The 4,609-nt window shown below is 37.3% G+C and carries 4 protein-coding genes; 3 read left to right on the plus strand and 1 reads right to left on the minus strand.

All coding sequences use genetic code 11. From position 1 onward, the window contains the following. The 3 genes from glmM to nagB form a co-directional block, all read left to right on the plus strand. On the plus strand, positions 1 to 1,313 hold a 1,313-nt coding region (gene glmM, locus ACJMMI_RS04850), incomplete at its 5' end, for a phosphoglucosamine mutase (protein ID WP_405354032.1). Further along, positions 1,306 to 1,968 (plus strand): UDP-N-acetylglucosamine pyrophosphorylase, encoded by a 663-nt coding sequence (locus ACJMMI_RS04855; RefSeq protein WP_405354034.1) that lies wholly within the window; start codon positions 1,306 to 1,308, stop codon positions 1,966 to 1,968. The genes glmM and ACJMMI_RS04855, both read left to right, overlap by 8 nt. Before the next feature lie 21 nt (positions 1,969 to 1,989). Then, positions 1,990 to 2,700 (plus strand): glucosamine-6-phosphate deaminase, encoded by a 711-nt coding sequence (gene nagB / locus ACJMMI_RS04860; RefSeq protein ID WP_405354036.1) that lies wholly within the window; start codon positions 1,990 to 1,992, stop codon positions 2,698 to 2,700. Positions 2,701 to 2,900: 200 nt separating this feature from the next. On the opposite strand, the gene ACJMMI_RS04865 is transcribed toward nagB, so the two are convergent. Continuing rightward, positions 2,901 to 4,289, minus strand: a complete 1,389-nt coding sequence (locus ACJMMI_RS04865; RefSeq protein ID WP_405354038.1) for a hypothetical protein — start codon at positions 4,287 to 4,289, stop codon at positions 2,901 to 2,903. Positions 4,290 to 4,609: the final 320 nt, after the last annotated feature.

Genomic DNA, 4,609 nt, shown 5'->3' on the forward strand with positions numbered 1-4,609 from the left:
GTAGATTTCTTGGCTGGTATTATTCATCGAAGCTATCAGGGTGTACCAAGCCGAACTATCGCCCACGCATAGTAATAGGAAAGGATACCCGCCGTTCAAGCTATATGCTTGAATATTCTATAGTTGCCGGCATTGTTGCATCTGGAGCAGATGCCTACATGCTTCATGTAACTACTACACCAAGTGTTTCTTATGTGACCCGCACTGACGGATTTGATTGCGGTATTATGGTAACCGCCTCGCACAATCCCTATTTTGATAACGGCATAAAAGTGATTAATGCTCGTGGAGAAAAGCTTGATGATGAAACTACCTCTTTTATTGAGGCATACATTGATGGAGATTTAGCTTCGCTAGGGATAATTGGAGAAGACTTACCATTGGCTCAAAAGTCAAGTATAGGATGTATCCATGACCATTCTGCAGGCAGAAACCGTTATATTGGCTATTTAATTTCCGTAGCATCCAACTCTTATAAAAATTTGAAGATTGGACTTGACTGTGCTAACGGAGCATCTTGGTACATAGCAAATGCAGTGTTCAGTGCACTTGGCGCGCAGACATACGTAATCGGAAATGAACCAAACGGATTGAATGTAAACGAGGGCTGTGGATCTACTCATATTGAAAATCTTCAAAAGCTTGTCAAGGAGCAACGTCTAGATATCGGCTTTGCCTTTGACGGCGATGCCGACAGGTGTCTCGCTATAGACGAAAACGGTAATGTGGTTGATGGAGATGCTATAATATACATACTTGGCAAGCGACTTAAAGCGAAGGGCACTTTGAATGATAACACAGTTGTTATGACAGTTATGTCCAACAGTGGCTTTGTTTCAAGCTTAGAGAAGATAGGCATTAAATGCGTTCAAACCACCGTAGGGGATCGCTTTGTTTATGAGTGCATGCAAAATAATGACTATGCTATCGGCGGAGAACAGTCAGGACATATCATTATGAAAAAATATGCTACAACAGGCGATGGAATACTGACTGCTATTATGGTGGCTGAGGAAATATGTGATTCTAAGCAATCACTTTCAAAGCTTGCTGAACCAATAGAGCTTTACCCTCAATATCTTCAGAACGTACGAGTTAAGGATAAGGCTGCTGCTGTAGCGGACGAATTTGTAAAGAAAGCAGTTAGCAATGTCGAAAAGCTTATAAATAAGAAAGGCAGAGTCCTTATCCGTCAAAGCGGTACAGAGCCGGTTATTCGTGTTATGGTAGAAGCCGAAACACATGAAATGTGCGTTGAATATACCGAAACCATAGTTGAAGCAATTAAATTGGGAGGACACTGTGTTGAGTAAGCTTGTTAAAACAAAGGCTTTGTATTCCTTGGTTCCCGAGTATCTTGCACCTCTTTTCGATTCCTGCGAGTACCCATGGGAGATGCTTCCAAAAATAAAAGAGTATATACTGTCTCTTATCAAAATGGGAATTCCAGGATACACCTTAATATCTGAAAATGTTCTTGTGGGTGAGAATGTAAGGATATATCCAACGGCAACGATAGAGGGTCCTGCCATTATAGGCTCAGGAAGTGAGGTTCGCCCCGGCGCATTCATACGAGGCAATGTAATTACAGGTGCAGGCTGTGTAATAGGAAATTCCTCTGAATTGAAAAATTGTATTTTACTTGATAAAGTGCAAATACCGCATTATAATTACATAGGCGACTCCGTTTTGGGCTACAAGGCTCACACAGGTGCAGGAACAATTTGTTCTAATCTAAAGTCTGACGGTAAGGCGGTTGTTATACACGGTGATGTAGATTACGAAACGGGACTAAGAAAAATCGGCGGTATTCTTGCTGACGGTGCAGACGTAGGATGTGGGTCAGTTATAAATCCGGGCACGGTTATAGGAAAAAATACATCTGTTTATCCATTAACTGCCTTGCGCGGTGTTTATCCGTCAGATTGTATTGTAAAGTCAACTAAAGAGATAGTAAAAAGAGTATAAATGGATTTTAAGGAGAAAAATATGGATTTTATAAAAGTCAACACATATGAGGAGCTAAGTGCTCGAGCAGCGGCTATTATTTGCGGACAGGTGGCTATGAAGCCACAGTGCGTTCTTGGTTTAGCGACAGGCTCTTCACCTCTTGGAACTTATGCAATAATGGCAGAAAAGAACAAGGTAGGAGAAATTGATTTTTCGAGGGTTAAGACTGTAAATCTTGATGAATATGTAGGTCTTGACTCTAATCACGACCAAAGTTATCGATATTTTATGAATCACAATCTGTTTCACCATATCAACATTGATAAAAGTAACACTTATGTGCCTAATGGCTGTGCCAAGGACATAGCGGCAGAGTGTGAAGCATATGACAAATTGATTGAAAGTCTTGGTGGCATTGATTTACAGCTTTTGGGAATTGGATATGATGGACATATTGGCTTCAATGAGCCGGACACACAATTTGAAAAGGCGACCCATAAGGTGACTCTTGATGACTCTACTATAGAAGCAAATTCACGCTTTTTTGCATCTCGCGATGATGTGCCCAAAACGGCTCTTACTATGGGTATGGGTGGAATAATGTCAGCGAAGAAGGTGCTGCTAATTGCAAACGGCAAGGGTAAAAAGGATATTGTTGAAAAAGCTTTCTTTGGTCCCATTACCCCGGAGGTGCCAGCATCGATATTGCAGTTACATCCAAACCTTACTGTAATTTACAGCGAAAACTAAGATTTTACAATGATGTCATTTGACTACATAATAGTTGCTAGTAATTCTGACACAAAACACCAATTGCCATTTTGGTGGATCGAGTAATATTTCTGGCAACCGCTCGTGAGCGGTTGCCTCTTTATATAGAAAAGGTAGGTGTAAAACCTACCTCTTATATTTGTGTTATTGATTAGTTAAGTATATGCATAATTTGGAGATTATGAGCTTTTAACTAATATATCGAAATCGTATTTTTCGTCATTGAAAACATAATTATCAAATACGGAGTCGCTGAGATAACCGACAAAATATTTCAATAAGCCCGTTTTTTGAGTTCTTTTGTCATATCGGTATAAATAGTAGTAAACATTGCTTTCAGCCATAAAAGCTGTTTGAATCTTGATTTCAACATAATAAACTATGTCTCCAAATTCTGCAATAACTATTCTGTTATTATAATCGTGTTCTTCTTTATCCAATATTTTCATTTTATCTAAATCAAAATATTCGATTTTGCTATCTATTCTGTTGCAATACATATGATTTACAGGTTTATTTAAAGTTCTTTTGCTTAAGTGAATAATATTGTTCTCGAATTGATTAATTTTATATTCGTTGCTTTCATTGAAGGCATAAAGCTCTTTGAGTTCGACGCCATTGATTTTATTAAAGGTAACGGTGTATAAAACATTTTTATCCGTAAATAATTTGTATTCTAGATGTGTATCATCACTTGTATATCCATTATATCCTACCCACTTTTGCTCGCCTAAAATAAAGGTGTCGGTGCATTTTTTGTTAGGATCAATTGACAAAAATTTATTATCTTCAAATTTCACTAACTCGTAAAACTCTTCGCTTTCAAAGTCGTAGTATGTTAAGCTGCTAACAGTGATAGACTTGTTATTGACAACAGCACTGGATTGGTCGATGATTTGCAGTAAAGTCTGTCCGTCAATATTTTGAATGAAATAATCTATTTTTGTATTTTGATTTGATAGGGACATTATAGGTTTAAAATCGAATGTTTCCAAGTCGGAATAGAGAAGTTGGTTATCGTACATAACAGCCGCATAACCGTATTTAACCTCATAGCTAACGCAATTAATGAAGTCGATTTTGCTTGAGGTGGTATCTAATTTTGAAATTTTTCCGTTGCCTTGAAGAATTACATAATTGTCACCGATTTCGAGAATTTTAAATAAATCATTATTATAAGGTGCTTCTGTATGTTCTTGTAAATATAGATATTCAACCTTTTGGCTTTCCAACGAATAAATCACAAAAGCAAAGTGTTGCTCGGATTCTTTGGATGAATTGACTTCCGTGCTAAAAGTCATATGTAGCTTATCATTTTTAAAAACTGAATGGTGTATTTTATCAATCTCGTAGGTGTTTTCATTGTAAACTACTTCTGTTATATATGGTTCCTCAACACTTAAATCCGTGGTGATACGGTAATTTTGATAATAAAAGTAATTTCCATCCCATTCTACATAATCTTCGGGATTGGGCTCATAATTGTTTTCGCGCTCAACACTACATCCGCATGAAGAAATTAGGCAAACTGAGATTAATGAAATTAAAATAGCTAAAAACTTTTTCATTTCAACTCTCCCTAATGATAGTAATGTAGAAATTAATTCTGTTTTATCGACAATTAAATTTTATCACAAATTTGTAGCTTTTTCAATATTTTTTAATAATGCTAAGTAGATAATTGATTTTGCAAAACAAACGGTGCATGCATTTTTGTATTTCGCAAAATCCTTCGGTCACCGCTAAAAAACATTCACCGAATGTTTTTCTTAACGCTGCGTTCGAGTCCCTGTATTTTGATATACAAGCAAATAAAAAGGGCAGGCATAAAAACCTACCCTTTTTATTTGGTGGACCAACAGGGACTCGAACCCCGGACCGACCGGTT

The organism is Ruminococcus sp. (assembly GCF_045129435.1).
Classification (GTDB): domain Bacteria; phylum Bacillota; class Clostridia; order Oscillospirales; family Acutalibacteraceae; genus Ruminococcoides.

Bases quoted from the DNA above. Each gene is read 5' to 3' on its own strand.
- nagB (WP_405354036.1), top strand. From the start codon at position 1,990: ATGGATTTTATAAAAGTCAACACATATGAGGAGCTAAGTGCTCGAGCA.
- ACJMMI_RS04865 (WP_405354038.1), bottom strand. From the start codon at position 4,289: ATGAAAAAGTTTTTAGCTATTTTAATTTCATTAATCTCAGTTTGCCTA.